This window comes from Paenibacillus sp. 1011MAR3C5, from assembly GCF_003591485.1.
GTDB lineage: Bacteria > Bacillota > Bacilli > Paenibacillales > Paenibacillaceae > Pristimantibacillus.
In genome coordinates this window covers 564,454-584,120 of sequence record NZ_QZCF01000001.1, presented here as the reverse complement: position 1 = coordinate 584,120, position 19,667 = coordinate 564,454, and the positions used below count along the sequence as shown (strand labels likewise).

Below are 19,667 nucleotides of genomic sequence, written 5' to 3'. Positions count from 1 at the left end.
CAAACAAGGTGGTGTAAAGTATGTTAACAAAGATGAAGCGAGACGGTAGTGATTCCAAACGAACGAGAGATGATTCGAAAAGTTTTAAGGAGAGCGAAAAGGGTATACATAAAGGTATGTCACTTAATATTACGCGAATTTGGTCGTCTGTAGGCTTTAAATTATTTATTATTATTTTTGCAGGAATTCTGGCTTGTGTATTGACTGTGGGTCTTATCTCCTATTCCCAGGCCAAACAAATGGTTGAGGAAAATGTATCGGAAGCCAGTCATCAGACTATTGTGCAAGCGGCGGATAATTTGGATGTTGTCTTTAAAACATATGAGGATTTTACGATGCAGCTGCTGGTGGACAAGGATTTTTTTGCTTTGGCTCGCGATATTGCGGGGCATGAAGACGAATCAGTCCGCTATTCATCGGCCAAGGCATTGTCAGATAAATTCCGGGCATATGCGCTTAGCCAGCAATCGGTGAAGGGAATGATGCTTCTCCCGGTGAAGGAAGGCCTCCATGTAGTCGCTTCAGGCTCCTCGCTTAGTACGAAGGCGGAAGCGATCAAGGATTCGGATTGGTACCGCAAGACCTTGGAGCTTGACGGCAAAACCCAGTGGATCGCACCTCACTCAGGCGGAATATCATACGATTCGAAGACGCCTACGATTGGCCTCAGCCGGCTGTTGAAGGACGGAGTGTCCAGCGACGCGTCGTACATTCTTCTGCTGGAGATGGATGCGGCTACATTCAGCGGCCGCTATGCAAGCGTTGAGCTTGGCGAAGGAAGCGCACTAGCTATCGTCGACCGGGAAGGCAAGTATGTGCTGGCGGAGGATGCCGCATTAATCGGACAAGCAGCCTCCATCCGTTTGCCTTCTGAAGATACTCAGCCGAGCGACGGTTCCTGGAATGGGATAACGACAGACGGCAGTGAAGTGCTGGCTGTGTACAAGACCTTCCAGGCTATGGATTGGAAGCTGGTCGGCACGATTCCGGTGAAGGCGCTTACCAAGGATGCTGAGGCTATTCGTAGCTTGACGTGGATAACGGCGCTGGCTGCTGCATTGATTGCCGTCGCCATTGGAGCACTGGTCATTATGACGATTGCCCGCCCCTTGGTGAGGCTGCGCAATCTGATGCTGCAGGGCGCAGACGGCAATCTGGCGGTACGCTCATCGATCAGGAAGCGGCGGGATGAGATTGGAGGGCTTAGCGATAGCTTCAACCGGATGATGGCGCAGATGACCGAATTGGCGCATGAGGCTACGCGGTCTGCCGAGGCGGTTCACGCTACGGCAACCCAGCTGTCTGACGCTTCGATTAAGACATCTGCCGCAGCGAAGGAAATTGCCGTAGCGACGGAGGAAATTGCCAGCGGCGCCTCCAATCTGGCATCCGAAGCTGAGCGCGGCAGCCAGCTTACGGGGCGAATCGATGCAGGCATGAAGCAGGTCATGTCGGCCAGTGAGATGATGCAGGCTTCCGCTGCACAGGTGGAGCGTGCAAGCGAGCAAGGAACAGCTTATATGGAGCATTTGCTTGAGAAGACAGGCATGACGGAAGCGATGACAAGCTCCATGGTCGAGAAGGTAGAGGCGCTCAAGGAAAGCACAGCATCGATTACGGGGATCCTCGAAGTCATGCATCAATTAACGAAGCAGACGAACATCTTGTCCTTGAATGCCGCAATTGAAGCTGCACGTGCAGGAGCGGCGGGGAAAGGCTTCATGGTAGTGGCGGATGAAATCCGCAAGCTGGCCGAGCAGTCTCGTCAATCCATTGAAATTGTGGCTCGTACGACAGAGTCAATTCGGCACGGAATCGAGGAGACGGTGCAGGTGTTGTCGCAAGCCTACCCGATCTTCCAGGAGCAGATCGGCTCAGTTAAGGAAGCGAATGGCATATTCATTAGCGTTCAGCAGCAGATGGAGCAATTCGTACAGGGGCTCGACAGCGTGACAAGCTCAGTTGCCGAGCTGGAGCAATCGCAAGCAGCATTGTCCGAAGCCATGCTGAGCGTAAGCTCGGTGGCCGATCAATCATCTGCGACGAGCGAGGAAGTAGCGTCTCTAAGCCATGAACAGCTCGGTATTAGCGGCAACCTGGTCAGCCTGTCCGGGGAGCTGAATGAAGTGTCTACAAGGCTCAAGGATTCGCTGGCTCAATTTAATATGGGCGAACGTGCTTGACCGGTCATACCCCTTAGAAGCAACCCTATTCCGCGGCGATGTTGGAGCCGATTAAACGGAATAGGGTTTTTTCTCTACTAATTGACAAGAAACTAACAATATCAAATAATAGGAAATAGACTACATACATCGTTCGGCATAATTCGCTAAAGAAAAAGGATCTTACGCGTTTGACCAAACAAAAGGCGGTGCTTGCCATCATGGCCGGTAAAGAGAAAAAGCTGCTTCAGGTGTCTGTGAAGGAGACAGGGGAGAAGGAAGAGATTATTGAAAACGGTTACAAGAAAGAGGCGTCCGTCTGGCGTTCTTTTTTTACAAATCCTTTGAAATCGGTTGGGTTGAAAATATTCATTGCCATTTTCGGAAGCATATTGGCCTGCGTGTTGACTGTAGGGCTGCTGGCCTACTCTGAGGCCAAGACACTGGTCGAGAAAAAAGTATCGGATGCCAGTATGCAGACGATTAATCAGGTTTCCAGCAATCTGGATGTCATCTTTAAAACCTACGAGGACTTGTCCCTGCAATTAATGATCGACAAAGATTTTCATGAAATCGTCAGCCAGCTTGCCACGAGCAATGATGATTACGAGAGGTTCGAGGCTGCAAGAAGACTGGGTGATAAGATGCAGGGCTTTACGCTGGGCAATAATTCGATCAAAGGCATTATGCTGTTGCCGTTGTCCGATAATCTGCATATTGTAGCTGCAGGCTCATCGCTGTCGACACGCGCCGAACCGCTCATGAAGACGGAGTGGTATCAAAAGACGATCGAGCTGAACGGCAAGGTGAACTGGATCGCCCCGCAGCCGACAGGTATATCAATGATCACGGATAAGCCTACAATTGCGTTGACACGTCTGCTGAAAAATACGGTATCGAGCGAAGCCGGATATATGCTGGTGCTGGAGATCGAAGCGGATACGATCGTGAACCGCTACAAAGACGTTGTCTTGGGGGATGAAAGCGAGCTGGCGATCATAGACGGCAATGGGAATTACGTCGTCGCAAACGATGCTGCGAAGGTGGGGAAAGCAGCAAGTATCAGCTTGCCGATATCGGGAGAGCTGGCACTGGCAGGATCGCCGAAGCTGTATACAACCGATGGCGTTGAGGTGCTCGCCGTATATCAGAAGCTTCAATCGATGGATTGGAGATTGGCGGGAACGATACCCGTCAAGCAATTAGTGAAGGACGCAGAGTCTATCCGCGATATTACGCTAGTGACAGCGCTAGCTGCTATTGTACTTGCGATTGCAATAGGCGTGCTTGTTATCTTTGCGATTGCGAGGCCGCTGGTCAAAATTTGCAGCCTGATGATGGAGGGGGCGAGAGGCAATCTAACCGTACGCTCGTCTATCCGGAAGCGGCAGGACGAGATCGGAACGCTTAGCGAAAGCTTCAATGCGATGATGGATCAAATTACGGGGCTTGCCCAGCAGACGACCCGGTCAGCCGAAGACGTGCTTCATACAGCATCCGAGCTGACGGAGGCTTCGAGGAAGACATCGGCTTCCGCAAGAGAGATTGCCGCGGCTACGGAAGAGATAGCAGGCGGCGCTACCAGTCTCGCAGTTGAAGCAGAGAGAGGAAATGAACTTGCCGCCCATATTAACGAGCAGATGAAGCAGGTCATCTCGGCGAATGAAGAGATGGTGGGTTCCGCTGCAAGCGTGGAGCAGTCAAGCGAGCAAGGAACCGCCTATATGAATGCACTCATTCAGAAGACGGGCATGACCGAAGAGATGACGCGCTCCATGGTGGAGAAGGTCGATGCGCTGAAAGAAAGCACAGGCTCGATTGTGAAAATATTGGATGTGCTTAACAATCTGACGAAGCAGACCAATATCCTTTCGCTGAACGCGACGATAGAAGCCGCTCGGGCGGGTGCGGCGGGCAAAGGCTTTATGGTTGTCGCGGACGAAATCAGGCAGCTGGCCGACCAGTCGCGGCAATCCATTGATGTAGTCGCCCAGATTACGGGCAAAATCAGGTCCGAGATTGATGAGACGGTACAAGTATTGACCGAGGCTTATCCGTTATTCCAGGAGCAGATCGTGTCCGTTAAGGAGGCAAACGGCATCTTCGTCAGCGTGCAGGAGCAAATGGCGCAATTCGCCCAGCGGCTGGATGGCGCTACAAGCTCTATCGGGCAGCTGGAGCAGTCGCAGCAGGTGCTGGCTGAGGCGATGACTAATGTCAGCACGGTAGCGGAAGAGGCCTCCGCGACATCGGAGGAAGTAGCTTCCCTAAGCAGCGAGCAGCTTCATATTAGCGATAATCTGGTACTGCTGTCGGAGAAGCTGGATGCGGTATCGCGCGGATTGAAGGAATCGCTAGCTCAATTCAAGCTTTAGGTATTGATGGATTCGCCTAATATAGGACTGATTGGATACTTCGGTATAATCAGTCCTATTTTTTTGTTTTTAGTATTATGAATGCGATGTTAATTGTCGATAAATCTAGTAGTATCGTTCTATGGATGTAGGCTTTAATACACATTACATATGAGGATTTCATACTACAAAGGCGGTGTCTACCTTCATGCCGGGTACAAAAGGGAAGAAAAAGGAAAAAGAAATGGACAACAAGCAGCAAAACGAAAGCAAGCAGGCGAGCGCGAAAAAAGCAGGCGACAGCATTAAGTCGACAGCAAAGTGGATGAAAAGCGGTCTGAAAGATGCGAACATTTCCAGTCCAATCAAATCAGTTGGGCTTAAGCTTTTCTTTATTATTATCGTCAGTATCGTAGCCTGCGTATTGACTGTCGGGTTGATTGCGTACAGCCAGGCCAAAAATCTCGTTGAGAAAAACGTATCGGAAGCAAGCTTCCAAACCGTTAATCAGGTAACCAACAACCTGGATATCGTATTCCAGACGTACGCGGACCTGACGCTTCAAATGCTGATTGACAAAGAGCTTCAGACGGAATTGAAAGTTCTGTCCACAACCAATGATTCTTATGATGTTCTGCAGTCCAGCAGAACGGTATCCGATCGTATGTCTACTTATATTATGGGCAATACGACTATTACTGGTGCAGCTATTATTTCGACCGACGAAGAAGACGGCGTCGTTACAGCCGGCAACAACAACGGCTACCGTGGCGATACGCTGACGAAGACGGACTGGTTCAAGCAGACGATTGAGCAGGACGGCAGGCTGGTGTGGGTCGAGCCGAGCGGTACAGGCATCATTGCTTCCAAGTCGCCTAACTCAATCGCACTAGCGCGTGTCATCAAAGCGGCAAGCAGACCGTATGTGCTTGTAATGGAAGTCAACCTGGACGCTATCGTGAAGAGATATCAGGATGTGCAGCTTGGCGAGGGCAGCACGCTTGCAGTGGTGAATGGCGCGGGTCAATATGTAGCGAACGAAGATTTGTCCGTGCTGGGCCAGCCTCATATCGTCACTTTGCCTACTGAAGGTGAAAAGGCCAAGTTCGGCCGCGAGAAGATGACAACGGTAGAGGACGCCAGCGTGCTCGCAGCATATCAGACCTCCGAAATTACAGGCTGGAGATTTGTAGCGACGATTCCGGTTGAGAAGCTGGTAGAGCAAGCGTCCGTCATCCGCAACTTGACTTGGTTAATGGTTGGACTGGCCACGCTTATCGCCATCGCGATCGGTGTTCTGGTTGTACGCACGATTGCCAATCCGCTTGTGAAGCTGCGCAATCTGATGGTAGAGGGCGCTAGAGGCAATCTGACGGTCCGCTCTACGATTAAGAAGCGCCAGGATGAGATCGGCCAATTGGCTGACAGCTTCAATGACATGATGACGCAAATTACGAACTTGGCGTTGCAGACGACCCATTCGGCGGCAGAGGTTCTGCAGACGGCATCCGAGCTGACAGATGCATCGAAGAAGACGGCAATCGCGGCCAAGGAAATTGCTGTAGCAACAGATGAGATTGCCAACGGTGCAACAAGTCTTGCTGTTGAAGCGGAGCGCGGCAGCGATCTGACGAATCATATGAATGCGCAGATGAAAGATGTCATCTCTGCGAACGAGCAAATGTCGCAATCCGCGACTGAAGTGGACCAAGCGAGCCAACAAGGTACTTCATATATGGGCCAACTAATTCAGAAAACGGGTCTGACGGAAGAGATGACGCGTTCCATGGTTGAGAAGGTTGATGCGCTGAAGGACAGCACCGGTTCGATTGTGAAGATTTTGGATGTGCTCAACAACTTGACGAAGCAAACGAATATTCTATCGCTTAATGCGACAATTGAAGCGGCGCGTGCGGGCGCAGCAGGCAAAGGCTTTATGGTCGTTGCTGATGAAATCCGCAAGCTGGCTGATCAATCGAAGCAATCGATCGATATTGTTGGTCAGATTACTGCGAAGATTCAAGGAGAGATCGAAGAGACGGTTAAGGTTCTGTCCGAAGCTTATCCGATCTTCCAGGAGCAGATTACGTCAGTCAAGGAAGCGAATCAGATCTTCCTGACGGTGCAGGCGCAAATGGGTCACTTCGTCGAGAAGCTTGAGCTTGCGACCACATCGATTGGCCAATTGGACGAGTCGCAATCCGTCTTGTCGGAAGCGATGACGAATGTCAGCGCGGTAGCAGAGGAATCCTCTGCAACGTCCGAGGAAGTGGCTTCACTAAGCACCGAGCAGCTTAGTATCAGCGATGGATTGGTTAGATTGTCCGAGAAGCTGGATTCCGTATCCCGCGGACTGAAGGAATCGTTGTCGAAGTTCAAGGTACAGGAATAGTCATATCGTTAGGCCAAGCTGTCCCGATACCGGGGGCAGCTTTTTTTTATGTTTGCATTGCGGGATGCGCGCCTGCTGCATGCTGAACATGGCTTGCTCCGAAGAAGCTGAAGTTTGGAAGAACGGCATTCGGCAACACTAGATAAGAGAGACGTTAACGAACGCGCATGGACTGATGCTTGAATAGCGGATAGAAAGGCGGTGAGCCCGGTGATTGCGAAGAGAGCGGGAGCTATCGGCATCTTGATTACCCTCGTACTGCTGCTGTTCGTGATCCGAATGGCATGGCTGCAGCTGCTCCCGTCTCATATCCCGACGGCGTCGCCTGCTGCGGGAGGACGGGACGGCTGGAAGCGTATGGCTGTCGTGCAGCGGCAGAGGAGCCTCGTGCTGGATACGGGCAGGGGAGACTTCCTGGACCGGAACGGATTGCCGATTACAGGTGAGACTTACATGACGGTCGTGTTATTCCCGGTGCGTCCTGATGTCAGGGGGAGCCAGGAGCAATTAAGGAAGCTGTCTGAACTGCTGCGCATCCCCAAGGAAGAGCTTCTCCATCGATGGAACGGGATGACACAGCCGGATTTTTGGCGGGAAGGAACGGGGAAGGAGAATCCAGTCAGGCTGACGGACAACCAAGCGAATGCTATTAAAAGTCTTGGGGTAGAAGGAGTAAGAGTGCTCCCGTACCGCAATCGATATTTGCCGCAGTTCGACGCGAAGCACTTGATCGGATTTACGAGCCAGCACCCGGAGTGGCTGATGACTGCGCATGAGCGGGACATTGCGCAGGGCCGTCGGAAGCTGACGGAGCAGGTGGGCGGTTCAGGACTGGAGCGATCGCTTGACGGTCTGCTGCACGGCATCGGAGAGACATCGGTGTCTTACTTCATCGATGGCCAGAATGCGCCGCTCCATGGTCTTGACCTGCGAGTCGTTCAGCCGAACAACCGATATTACCCGCTTAAGGTGGTCACTACGATTGATCTGGCGATGCAGAATGAAATTGAGGCGTATGCGGATGCGATGGGCCTGCAGGAAGGGGCGATTGTGGTCCTTGATGCGCGCAATGCCGATATCGTAGCGATGGTTTCGAGGCCCAAGCTGAAGCCCGGGCAATTCAATAGCAATGACGGAACGGAGTGGCGCAATTACGCGCTGACAGCTGTTGAGCCAGGCTCCATCTACAAGCTGGTTACGGCTGCATCCGCCTTGGAGTACGGTGTAGTTAACCCGAAGGAGAAGTTCCATTGCGACGGCCATTATGGCCGGTACGGCTTGTCCTGCTGGAAGGAAGGCGGCCATGGCGATCTTACGTTCCAGGAAGGGCTTGCGCAGTCCTGCAACATTGTGTTTGCTACCATCGCGGAGCGGCTGGAAGCGGAGCAGATGGAGCGGACAGCCGAGGCGCTTGGTGTTATGGAGCGTGTAGGCTGGCATAGCAGCCATGGCTTCGGGCCTTTCCCGCAGCCGCTTAGGCTGCTGCAGGAGGAGGAGGCGGGGCGATTGTTCGCGAGCAGGGGGAGCGGGGCGGATGGCGGCGTGCGCGTCCAGAGCGGCATTGGCCAGCGTGATGTCCGCATGACGCCGCTTCAAGCCGCGAACCTGATGGTGACGCTGATCAATGGAGGACGAGTCATGGAGCCGAGAATTGTCAGCGAGGTCCGCTACGCGAGCGGCGAGCGAATGGTGGAGCTTCCGGCCCGCAAGCTGCCTGTAGCTGGCAGGAGTATTCGGACGGATACGGCAATGGCGCTTCTGCGGGGGATGGAGGCGGTTGTTGATCATGGTACAGGGCGTTCCATACGTGCAGGCACTTGGCAATTGGCGGGCAAATCCGGCACGGCGGAGACAAAGAAGGACGGTGCAGCGCTTAACCATCAATGGTTCGCCGGATACGGGCCTGCAGCCAAGCCGCGCTATGCGGTTGCAGTACTAGCGGCTAATCGTCCCATTGGCAGCGCTCACCAAGCAACGAAGCTGTTCCGGGGTGTCATGGACATTGCAGCGAAGCATGTGCATGAGCCGCGCGGTCATGGACATCGCTTCTGAGCTGAGTTAGGGGTCCATAACTCACGATGTCGTTACGGGGCGCAGCTAAATCGCCAGGATAAGCATAATCGAGCAATAATGTTTATAAGCCAACGTTAATTTGGCATCCGTCACAGTAGCAATATGCTTGGTTATAACCGGTGGGGCTGCCACCAAAAAATAAAGCTCCCGTCACTCTAAAGCAGAGGACGGGAGCTCTTTCGTAACGGTATTATTTTTTCAGTGAATCAATAAACGGAGTATCTTGCTTCACAGACTCCGGCGCACCGTCAGCTGCGGCAATAGGCTCATCGAATTCATCAACAGGCGTTCGAATCCAGCGATGGAAGTAGCCTTGGTCATACAGCGACTTGACGAGAATGACGAGAATCGGCGACAGGATGACGCCGGCGATGCCGAACAACGAAAGCGAGATAATCATGAACGACAGCATGGTGAACGCCGATACGCCCAGTGAATCGCCTGTAATCTTAGGCTCCAGAATTTGCCGCGTCAGAATGACGACCAGCAGAAGTGCGGACAACCAAATGGCCAGCGATAATTTCCCGACGATGAACAAATAAATTATCCATGGGATGAATAGCGTGCTGACGCCGAGGAGCGGCAACACGTCGAAAATAGCAGCTACCACCGCAATAATAAAGGCATTATCTACACCAAGCAGGATAAGGGCGATCAGAATAACGATGAACGTAATGCTGATCATCTTGGCTTGTGCCTTGATGTACGAGGCGATGCCTCGGAATACATTGTCTCTAAGGAAGAAAAAAGCATTTTTAAAAGTTTTTGGCGTTTTATCCGTTGCAGCCTGTTTCCAGGTTTTAATTTCAATACTTAAGAAATAAGCTAATATAATCCCGACCACAAAATTGAAAATAAAGGTGGAGAAGGATGATACGTATCCGATCAAGCCGTTCAGGAAGGCGGTAATCCAATTCTGCAGGTTTTCGGTCGCGCCTTTGGTTACGTTTTTGATCTCTTCCGACAGGCTGATGTCGTTAGGCAGCTTGTCCAGCTGCTTCTCCAGCTGTGATGCCAAGTTTCCGATCTGTTCGGCCAGGACGCTTTGATATCTTGGGAAGTTCTCAATCAAGGCGTTTCCTTGCTTCGTAATGAGCACAGCAGCGCCGGAGAAGGCTCCCAGGATCAACAGTGTAAATACAAGCACGGATATGCCGGAGGCAATGGACTTCTTGACACCCCACTTGTTCAATCTTTTTGCGAGCGGCTCAATAATAAGGAAGATCAGGAACGCAAAAAAGATTGGAGTGGCGATCTTGTACACATAACTGAAGGCATACATGATCAAATAGACGGTTAATGCGATGAGAGCAATGTCAAATGCGGTTCTCCAGTATTTTTTGTAGAAAGGCAGCATTCGGTTCCCCTTCTTCCCATTTTCGGGATCTTGATTTAGTTATCTTTCCATTAAGATTGTACTATAGATTTTATGAATTGTGCCTATTTTTTATTTGAGTATGATACAATTAGAGGTATTGTTGTTGTTCTGAACCGCTACTCATTCATCGACTAATTCATCAAACGGTGGGGAAAACAAGATGGAAAATTTGTTCTTATGGGGATTCTACGTCATGACGTTCTACGCCTTCCTCCCTGGCGTGATAAGCCGAACGTTCGGCTTCCGCGTGTTCAAGAAGGGAAAGGTAGAGAAAGAGATCGCCTTGACGTTCGATGACGGGCCAGATCCTGTCTATACGCCACTGCTGCTGGATTTGCTCGCCCGCTACAATGCGAAAGCGACTTTTTTTGTCGTTGGATCGCATGCGGAGGGGCAAAATGAATTGCTGCGCCGGATGCAAGAGGAAGGACATACCATCGGCATTCATAATTATGTGCATAAATCCAATTGGGTTATGCGTCCTCGCACGGTTAGGCGCCAGATAGAGAAGACGAACGATATTATCGAGCAGGCTACGGGAAGCCGCTCTATCTATTATCGGCCGCCATGGGGAATCGTGAATGTATTCGATTATTCCAATCTGGGTTATCTGCGAATTATTTTGTGGTCGGCGATGTTCGGGGATTGGCGCAAATCTGTGGGCGCGAAGCGTCTGCAGAAGAGAATGATGAAGAAGCTTCGTCCAGGCGAGGTATTGCTGCTGCACGACTGTGGCAATACGCTTGGCGCTGACCATGATGCGCCCCGCAATATGCTAAGTGCGCTGGAAGCGTATATGGAAGAAGCAACGAAGAGAGGCTATACATTCGTCGGCATCGAAGAGATGATGAAGCTGACGGATGCGAAGCGGGCGGTGCACCGTTCGCTGGGCAAGCGATTTATAATCTCGTTATGGCTGATGTGGGAGCAGGCATTCCATACGCTGTTCCGGCTGAAGAAAGTCGGCGACAGCGACACGCCGGCCTTCCATTACCGTGTCACAACGTATAATGGCGACGAGCTGGAGTTCGCCGAAGGCGGCGGTATCGCAAAGGGAGATTCCGTGGCGGAGCTGCACTTCGACAACCGCATGTTGTCGAGCATCGCCGCTACGTCCAAGTCCCCGCTTGCTACAGGCATACGCATGCTCAGGGAAGTGGAGCGCGCGCTGCCGCAGCTTGCGGATCAGCTGTCCGCCGATCCCGATGCCAAGCATATTAAGGCGGTATACGGTGTCACGATGATTCACCGCGGGGCAGACCGGTTGGGATTTGAGATCTTCAAGCTGAAGGAAGGGCTGTTCGCTAAGTCGACGCGCATCTATCTGAAGCTGCTGCTTAAGGTATTGACCAATACGAAGCAATACGGCAAGGAGCGGAAGCGGAAGGACAGAAGCGATGCCATCTCGCCGCGTATGCTGCTGATGCCTGTTCAGAAGATTGTCTCGTACGCAACCGTTCAGACAAGAATGATCAAGGAAGAGGTAGAAAGTGTGACTAATTCCGTAGATCGGGTCATTAGCGGAGCTGTTGAAGAGGCCGCTTCGATCAGCTCCAAGACGACCGCCATTTAATGCTCCAGGCAGCTAGAGAAAACTGTCCAGCCCGCATGACGGGCTGGACAGTTTTTTGTAGTTCAGGGAATTATGAAAAACTAAAATTAAAGAGATAACGTATCCAGCGGTATTTCAAAGGCGCGTTTAATAACCAACCCGGCAGCAAGCTTCGTTTCATCCGGTTTGTTATAAAGGTACATCATTTGTACGTTATTCACCGTTACTGGCAGCTGGTGCATGACTCTGGCTTTGATTTCGCTGAACATCTCGGGACTGATGGAATGTATGACACGGCCAGTCATAAGCAGGCTGTCTGGATTTATGAATGTAATTATGTTGGCAAGGGCTATCGAGATGCCATCGACAATTTTTTCATACAAGCTAAGAAACTTGGCATCTCCAGTTTTTAAGCCTTCTGCGAACTCCTCCAGCGTACATTTGATCGACACGCCTAGTCCGCTGCTGGAAGCAAGCGTCGTTAAGCATCCGGATCTGCCGCAATGGCAAGGATAAGCGTCTTCCCCATAAAACCCTTTATAATGTCCGAATTCCCCTGCGACAAAGTTCGATCCCGCTACAATTTGTTTATCATGGACGATAGCGCCGCCTGTACCATAATCGAACTTAATGGTGATATTGTTATTGGATTCTTTCAAGCTGCCGTTCATGTTCTCGTAGACGGAAAGAAGATTAACGTCGTTCTCGATATGCACAGGAATATGATATTTGTCTTCGAGCAGCTGACTGAGCCGCAGACGATGAAAACCTATGCCGGGCGTACGGAGAACGATGCCATGCTGAGAATCCACCAGGCCCTGTATGCTGATTCCAATGCCTTTTATTTTGGAGGTGTTAGGCACTTGACTGATCAGCTCATCAATGACTTCATGAAGCAGCTTCAGAAGCACATCGACGGAGCCGTATTTGTTAATCGTGCGTTCTGCTGATGCGACGGCTTCTTGATGCAGGTTGTACACTTGTCCGCGAATATATTTGCCGGCGAGTTCAAGCCCAATGGCATAAAAGCTGCCGCTGTTGATATGAAGGCCTACTCTTTTTCTTCCGCTCCCTGCTTCCAGATCAATAAGCTCTCCTACTACGATTATTTTTTCCTCCAACAGGCGGTTCACGATATTGGTTACGGTTTGCCTGCTTAGTCCCGTCTTTTCTGAAAGCTCTACGCGAGAGATCGGCCCTTCTGAATAAATGAGAAAAAGAACTTTTTGCTGATTAATTGATTTTAATAACATATGGCTGGATTTTTTGACCGAATCGCTCACGATATGCATCCTCTTTCCGACAACTATTATATAGGAATCGATCTTCAAAACATTTGATAAATGATATACATACTCTGCTTCAAGTTTAGCATTAATACGAAGTGAATAAAAGCTGCTAGTCAGGCCGGCATAAGGAACCTTTAATCCCACAATACCAAAAAAACAAAGGATTGTATTGACATCGCGAAAAAAATGGATATGATTAATTTGTAAACTGATTTGATTAAATAAAACAAACTGACGTCAAGAGGAGCAATTCATGGTAGGAATGGGATGGATCATGGCAGCAGCAGCGATGGCGGTGCTCACTTATGTATGCTGGCTGCATGCAGTTGTGTTAAAACCTGGTAAGGCAGATGCGCTTATTGTGCTTGGCTATGTATCCAAAGACGGCCGAATACATCCTTTGCTTAAGGAAAGACTGGATGAGGCCTGCAAGCTTTTTCGGCAGTATGGGCACAAATATATCATTGTATCGGGGGGAGCAGTTGGATCGCGTCGTTCGGAATCAGAGCTGATGAAAAAGTATCTAGTTGAAAACGGCGTTCCGGAAAAAAGAGTATTGGAAGAAGATAAATCCTATAATACGGTTCAGAATTTAATGTTTAGCAAGCAATTAATGGCGCAGTATCAGCTAGAATCCTTTATAATTATAACAAATTTATTCCATATTCGCCGCACGAAGTATATTATGCATCGTCTTGGGATGGCAGGCGGTTTCAGCGCTAATCGAAGCTTAAGAAGCATTGCGGTATTTCAGCTCAAATTAACCTTTTTGGAGATTCGGGCATTCAGGTTAACGCTCCCGATTATTGAGAGAGCCATTCATGATCAAAATGATGGATAAGAGGGCTGATGATCCAGTAAATAATATTAAAATTGTAAACGCTTACAAGTAATAATGGGAGGTGAGGCTTAAAAGGCCAAATCCATAATTTATTTACAATTTATTCACCCTGATTTGATTGGTAATTAACAAAACATAGTTATCCTTAAATAGTTAATCCAATTTATTTATTAATTAAAAGGGGGAGCTAAAATGTTGAATGGAAAAATGAAACGATTCATGAGTACGGGGGTTGCAGCGATATTATCTCTAACGATGCTGGCTGCATGCGCCGGCAACAACGGAAAGAACGGGCCTAGCCCAAGTACAACTCCTGTTGGCTCGGATGGTGTCTCTGCAGAGACAGAGGTTTATGAGAATGGATTGTCAAAAAGTGAGAAAGTCACGCTAAAGGTAGGTTTCTTTGTAGGAGGTTATGGCCGAGAGTGGTTCGATTATGCAGTTGAATCGTTCACAGCCAAGTATCCAAATGTCAAAGTAGACATCACGGCTTCAGCTGATATGAAGACGATTCTTTCTACCAAGATCTCAGCAGGCAATGATAATGACATGTTTGATCTATTCAATACAGAGCCGTCTGGAGGTATTGTGGGGCTTGCAGAGGCCGGTAAGCTTGAACCAATGGATGACATATGGGAATACCCTCTACCAGACGTGCCGGACAAAAAGGTCAAGGATCTGATGATGACCGGCATGTACGAGTCAACGCCGTTGATTAATGGGAAACGGTATGAATTTACGACAGCGAGCAGCTTTGGCGGATTGTTTTTTAATAAAAAACTATTCGAAGAGCATGGCTGGAACCAAAACCCGAACACTTGGGACGAATTTAAAGCACTACTAGCAGACATTAAAGCGGACGGCATTGCTCCAATTACGTTCCCGGGCATTCATCCAAGCTACCATAACTGGGCTTTCGGAACAGCCAAAAACTTTGAGCTGGCTGATATCAATGGCCATGTCGATGAATTTATCGAAAATTTTAGAACCTATGGTCTGCCGCAATACACAAATCCGGAGACGGTTGAAACCTGGACGCGCTTCTATGAGCTTGGCCAACAAGGATATTTTGCAGAAGGACTTCCGGCATTGAACCATACGCAATCGCAAATGCAGGTTATCCAGGGTCAAGCCGCGATGGTATCGACAGGGACTCATGTTGAGAATGAGATGAAGGAAGCAACGCCTGCGGATTTCGACTGGGGCTACATGGCTGTTCCTTTCAGAGATAATACCAGTCAACAGCTTTGGATTCGCAGCGGGACCTCAAACTTCAACTATATCTGGGCAGCCAAACCGGAGCTGAACAAAAAGTGGGCCAAAGAATTGATTGCATGGCTGGTTACGCTTGAGAATCAACAATTTGCTGCCGAAAAAGCAGGCGCTTTGCCTATGCGCAAGGATTTTACGGAGGATCCCGCCAGAACGGCTACGCTTTCCAGCTCTGCCCAATCTGTTCTGAAGTACATTGCGGATAATGAGGCTCATACTTACAAAGCAAGCCGGTCTGTCAGCATTTCCGATCCGAATCTTGCTCAAGCGGAAAAATTAATGAATGAGAATATTGCGAAATTTGCTATGGGCATGCAGGACCCGAAACCGATTTTGGAGCAAGCTGAAGAGCTGCTGAAGAAGGCTGTAGAGGCTGAAAAGAAATAATAAAACGTGAGGGAGCGGGGATTCATCTCCGCTCTCCCCTGAACGAAACGCTCGGTCGCCATAAGGGCGGCGACAGTTGTTTCACCTTGACCTCTGGAATCATCAGGCTTCGCGCTGAAAATGACTTATAAACGTCTAGTAAGATAGGAGCTGACCTCTCGTGTCTGATTCAACCGCTGTGAAGACTGTGCGCAAGCTGGGGCTGGATAAAGCGAATACGCAGAAGTGGATTTTTCTGTTCATAGCCATCGTGCCTCCCTTTGGCGGTTATTTGCTTTTCACATTGTTTCCGAACATTCTGTCTGTCTATTATGCGATGCTCAATTGGGACGGGTTTACGGATGCCAAGTTTGTCGGGCTGTCCAATTTCATCACCGCATTCCAAGATAAATATGTGTGGCGCGCGCTGATCCACAACTTGATTTTTATGATAACCGTGCCGTTCTTTGTGATTATCATCTCCTTGCTCCTTGCCTATTTAATTACGAATAAAACGTATAGAGAGAATAAATTTTTGAAGGTATTGTTTTTCTTTCCGAATGTGTTGTCTACGGTCGTAGTCGCTCTCCTCTGGGCTTTCATTTATGACGGATCGTACGGTTTGCTGAATGGGCTTCTCAAATTCGTCGGAATAAATATCGGGAATTTCTATTGGCTGGGCAATGAAAGCACAGCGCTTGCAGCCATTATCCCGGCATGGGTGTGGGGCGGTGTCGGCTTGTACGTCATTATCTTTGCCAATGCGATGCTGGGGATTCCAAAGTCATTGTATGAGGCGGCGATTCTTGAAGGAGCCGGACATATGACACGCTTGTTTAAAATAACAATGCCGCTCGTTACGCCCATTATCCGCGTGAGCGCTTTGTTCCTCGTCGTCGGCACAATGAAGGGCTTCGAAATCATCCTCATTATGACGAATGGGGGGCCATTCGGGTCGACGGACGTCATCGGCCTCTACATGTTTAACTTAGCTTTTGGCGTAGAGTATCGAAATTACGGCTACGCTTCGGCAGTCGGTATGATTCTGTTCGCTATATTAGTAACAGCAAAGCTGTTAATCGATAAATTTGTGCCGAACAAAGGCTACGAGTATTAGTTTCCATATGAGGGTTCGGAGGGATCTGTTTGAAGGAAAAACGAACGTTAATGGACATTCTGTGGCGTGTTGTGCTATATGCCTGGGCGCTGACCATATTATTTCCTCTAGTCTGGGTTATTTACGAATCGTTAAAAAGCAATCCTGAGTTTTTTAAAGATATATGGGCGCTGCCTTCGGAACTGCGATGGCAGAATTATTCGAAGGCTTGGAATCAATACGGCTTTGGGCAATCACTTTTAAATACCCTTTATTATGTTGGCGGAAGTCTGGTGCTTGGCCTTTTCTTTACGACCATTAATGCCTATGCGCTTACTCGAATGAAATTCAAAGGAAGAAAACTGATTTGGGGCTTGATTATGTTGTCTCTGTTCCTGCCGGGCATCAATGCGCTTGTACCCCAATACGTCATTATGCGGGAACTGAGCTTGACCAATAGCTTGACCGGGTTAATTCTCCTGTCCAGTCTGGGAGAAAGCGTATTCTACCTTATGCTGCTCGGAGGGTTTATGAGCTCTCTGCCGGTGGAGCTTGAGGAGAGCGCAACGATGGATGGCGCCACCTTATTCCAAAAGTTCTGGCGAGTTATTGTGCCTTTGTCTACACCGGGAATTGTAACCGTTGGCGTATTCAAGTTCCTAGGGTTCTATAACAATTTCTTAGCGCCGTTCATCTACTTGAGCGATCCTAAGAAATATCCCATTGCGGTGCAAATGTATTCTGCGAACAAGCAAATGGAGTTTACGGCGGATTGGGTCACTTTGTTTGCCGGGGTAACGATTGCGATGGTACCGTCCATTATTATTTATATCCTATTCCAAAAACTTCTTATGGAAGGCGCAACAATGGGAGGGGTGAAGGGATGAATGTCATGCATCAGGTAGAAGCGAAGTATAAGCTGATGGCATTGGATCTGGACGGGACTCTCCTGACAGACCGGGAGCAAATTACGGAAGAGAGCAAAAAGTGGATTCAATATGCCGTCGACAATGGAGTTACCGTCATCTTTTCTACCGGAAGAGGCTTGCAAAATGCGAAGGGCTTCTGGGATGAGCTCGGTCTCGATTCCCCAATGGTGCTGCTCAATGGCGCAGAGATATGGGAAGGGCCTGGCAGACTTCATAAACGCGTCTTTATTCCTCGCGATACGATCCGCCGCATTCACGCCATTGCTGCCGAACGGGGCGAATGGTATTGGGGCTACAGTGTAGAAAGCCTGACAGGCGCCACGGACTGGACAGCGGAGATGTTCGAGCGGGATTGGATGAAATTCGGCATCGGCAGCCACGACCAGGATAAGCTTGCGGGCATAAAAGAAGAGCTGCTCAGTTGGGGAACGCTTGAGATTACACACTCTGCTCCTGTCAATATGGAGATTTCCGTGCAAGGCATATCGAAGGAAAGCGGAGTGCGCCAGGTTTGTCAGCTGCTGGGCTTGTCTATGTCCGATGTCATCGCTATAGGGGACAGCCAAAACGACGCGAAGCTGCTGAAGGCGGCAGGACTCGGTGTAGCGATGGCCAACGGAGAAGAGCATATCCAATCCATAGCGGACGTGATCACGGCTGCCAACAACGAGGACGGCGTTGCTCAGGCGATTCGGAAGCATGTATTCCAGATCGAGTAAACGCAGCATATGACGCATGTAGTGATAGAGGGGAGCAGTTATAGATGAACGTTCAATCGAAAGAGATAAATTTAGATCAATTGGGCGAAACGATCTACCGGGAGACCATGAATGGCGAACAGTTGAGTTGGCATTCTCCGCTTGAGGCGCCCTTTCACATCGCGGGCTTCCCTTGGCTTGCGCAGGATGGGCTTTACAGACGCCTGCCGCTCGCTTCCGGGGCTGTCTTGCCGCCTGCGGTTGATACGCTGGCTTATTGTACGGCAGGGGGACAAATTCGCTTTCGCACCAATTCTTCGAGGCTGGTCATCAGGGTGCGTCTTGCCGGACCGGCTAATATGTATCATATGGCGCCTACAGGACAATGCGGGATTGATTGCTATCTTGGAGAGCCGGGCGAGATGAGCTTTATCACCACGGCTAAATTCCAGCCAACGGCAAGTGAATATGAATCACAGCTTTATCAGTGGGATACCAAAAAGGATGTGGCCGTTACCTTAAACCTGCCGCTCTACCAAGGGGTAGAAGAGGTGTGGATCGGTGTAGATCAGGATGCTGTCATAAACGATGCTCCTGCCTATGCTAGCAGCAGACCCGTTGTTCTATATGGCACTTCGATAACGCAAGGGGGATGCGCCTCCCGGCCGGGTATGGCTTATTCGAATATTCTCAGCCGTATGATTCCGGTGGAGTTCGTCAATCTTGGCTTCTCGGGGAATGGAAAAGGCGAGCCGGAGCTCGCGCATATTATGTCGGAAATCGATGATCCGGCGCTATTCATTCTTGATTATGAAGGGAATACGGGCGATGCCGATAACATCGCACGAACGCTCCCTGTATTCATTCAAATATTGAGAGAGCGGCATCCCGAAGTTCCTATAGTAGTAGTCTCCAGGATTATCACGGCCGAAGACCAGTTCTATAGGAAGAGAAGGGAGCTTAATGATCGCCGCAGGCAGATTCAAATCGAGAATGTGGAACAGAGGCGGGTAGAAGGAGACCGCAATATCCATTTCGTTGACGGCTTTAAGCTGCTGGGCGATGATTTCATCCATGATTGCACGGTTGATGGTATACATCCAACTGACCTCGGATTTTTGCGCATGGCACAATCGCTTGCACCTATCATTAAGCCATTGCTGCGACTGTGAGTAACAAGATAGAGGATAGAAACAGCCTTCAGACTGCCTTTTTTAGTTTAGGGGCTGTTTGTCTATCAGGCACCTGTATGACATTTTAAGACG

13 protein-coding genes are annotated in these 19,667 nt (G+C 49.7%); 11 read left to right on the top strand and 2 right to left on the bottom strand.

What is annotated here, in order from left to right:
• Positions 1-116 precede the first annotated feature (116 nt).
• From D3P07_RS02615 to D3P07_RS02600, 4 genes are all read left to right on the top strand, one after another.
• Positions 117-2,183 carry a methyl-accepting chemotaxis protein gene (locus tag D3P07_RS02615; protein WP_259391311.1) on the top strand — a complete coding sequence of 689 codons (2,067 nt, stop codon included), beginning with the start codon at positions 117-119 and terminating at the stop codon, positions 2,181-2,183.
• A gap of 170 nt (positions 2,184-2,353) precedes the next feature.
• A complete protein-coding gene (locus tag D3P07_RS02610) occupies positions 2,354-4,537 on the top strand; it encodes a methyl-accepting chemotaxis protein (protein WP_259391310.1) in 2,184 nt (727 codons plus the stop codon).
• Positions 4,538-4,724: 187 nt separating this feature from the next.
• Entirely contained in the window at positions 4,725-6,908 is a 2,184-nt protein-coding gene (locus tag D3P07_RS02605; RefSeq protein ID WP_259391309.1) for a methyl-accepting chemotaxis protein, read from the top strand.
• Positions 6,909-7,118: 210 nt separating this feature from the next.
• Positions 7,119-8,960, top strand: coding sequence for a peptidoglycan D,D-transpeptidase FtsI family protein (locus D3P07_RS02600; RefSeq protein WP_259391308.1), 1,842 nt, complete (start codon positions 7,119-7,121; stop codon positions 8,958-8,960).
• A gap of 211 nt (positions 8,961-9,171) precedes the next feature.
• On the opposite strand, the gene ytvI is transcribed toward D3P07_RS02600, so the two are convergent.
• Positions 9,172-10,338 carry a sporulation integral membrane protein YtvI gene (gene ytvI / locus D3P07_RS02595; protein WP_119798510.1) on the bottom strand — a complete coding sequence of 389 codons (1,167 nt, stop codon included), beginning with the start codon at positions 10,336-10,338 and terminating at the stop codon, positions 9,172-9,174.
• 181 nt (positions 10,339-10,519) lie between these two features.
• Here ytvI and D3P07_RS02590 point away from each other — a divergent pair, with 181 nt between their 5' ends.
• Positions 10,520-11,932: a polysaccharide deacetylase family protein gene (locus D3P07_RS02590; RefSeq protein WP_119798509.1), complete on the top strand. Its 1,413-nt coding sequence runs from the start codon at positions 10,520-10,522 to the stop codon at positions 11,930-11,932.
• An 86-nt stretch (positions 11,933-12,018) separates the two neighbouring features.
• Here D3P07_RS02590 and D3P07_RS02585 read toward each other — a convergent pair whose 3' ends face one another.
• Entirely contained in the window at positions 12,019-13,203 is a 1,185-nt protein-coding gene (locus D3P07_RS02585) for an ROK family transcriptional regulator (protein WP_259391307.1), read from the bottom strand.
• A 250-nt stretch (positions 13,204-13,453) separates the two neighbouring features.
• Between D3P07_RS02585 and D3P07_RS02580 the strand changes: the two genes are divergently transcribed.
• The 6 genes from D3P07_RS02580 to D3P07_RS02555 all read left to right on the top strand — a co-directional run bounded on the left by D3P07_RS02580 (position 13,454) and on the right by D3P07_RS02555 (position 19,574).
• Positions 13,454-14,041 (top strand): YdcF family protein, encoded by a 588-nt coding sequence (locus tag D3P07_RS02580; RefSeq protein WP_119798507.1) that lies wholly within the window; start codon positions 13,454-13,456, stop codon positions 14,039-14,041.
• A 192-nt stretch (positions 14,042-14,233) separates the two neighbouring features.
• Positions 14,234-15,700, top strand: coding sequence for an ABC transporter substrate-binding protein (locus D3P07_RS02575; protein ID WP_119798506.1), 1,467 nt, complete (start codon positions 14,234-14,236; stop codon positions 15,698-15,700).
• 160 nt (positions 15,701-15,860) lie between these two features.
• On the top strand, positions 15,861-16,796 hold the full coding sequence (locus tag D3P07_RS02570) for a carbohydrate ABC transporter permease (protein ID WP_119798505.1): 936 nt from the start codon (positions 15,861-15,863) through the stop codon (positions 16,794-16,796).
• 29 nt (positions 16,797-16,825) lie between these two features.
• On the top strand, positions 16,826-17,662 hold the full coding sequence (locus D3P07_RS02565; RefSeq protein ID WP_119798504.1) for a carbohydrate ABC transporter permease: 837 nt from the start codon (positions 16,826-16,828) through the stop codon (positions 17,660-17,662).
• Positions 17,659-18,423, top strand: coding sequence for a Cof-type HAD-IIB family hydrolase (locus D3P07_RS02560; RefSeq protein WP_119798503.1), 765 nt, complete (start codon positions 17,659-17,661; stop codon positions 18,421-18,423). The genes D3P07_RS02565 and D3P07_RS02560 overlap by 4 nt, the downstream gene beginning before the upstream one ends.
• Before the next feature lie 44 nt (positions 18,424-18,467).
• A complete protein-coding gene (locus D3P07_RS02555) occupies positions 18,468-19,574 on the top strand; it encodes an SGNH/GDSL hydrolase family protein (RefSeq protein ID WP_119798502.1) in 1,107 nt (368 codons plus the stop codon).
• The last annotated feature ends 93 nt before the right edge of the window (positions 19,575-19,667 follow it).